1 protein-coding gene is annotated in these 232 nt (G+C 59.1%); it reads right to left on the bottom strand.

Going from position 1 to position 232, the window contains the following annotated elements; genetic code table 11:
• On the bottom strand, window positions 1–232 hold a 232-nt coding region (locus tag R0J92_RS27165), incomplete at both ends, for a DnaA ATPase domain-containing protein (RefSeq protein ID WP_411053969.1).

The raw sequence follows: 232 nt of genomic DNA, 5'->3' as shown, positions 1-232 counted from the left end.
TTGAAATCCATCATCGTGGGTGTGCGCAACGCCTGCACGAAGCGATACATGAACGTTTCTGCCGACAGATACAGTACGTTCCGCTGTGGTTCGCGTTCTTTCAGCTCCCAAGCGATATCGTGCATCAGGTGCGTCTTGCCCAGCCCCACTCCGCCATACAGCACCAGCGGGTTGACAGACACGTGACCGCCCTCGACCACGCGACGCGCGGCAGCATGACCCAACTCGTTGG

This window comes from Tritonibacter sp. SIMBA_163, assembly GCF_046535935.1.
Lineage (GTDB): Bacteria > Pseudomonadota > Alphaproteobacteria > Rhodobacterales > Rhodobacteraceae > Epibacterium > Epibacterium scottomollicae.
The sequence above is the reverse complement of the archived record's forward strand: the minus strand, read 5'-3'. Positions and strand labels throughout refer to the sequence as shown.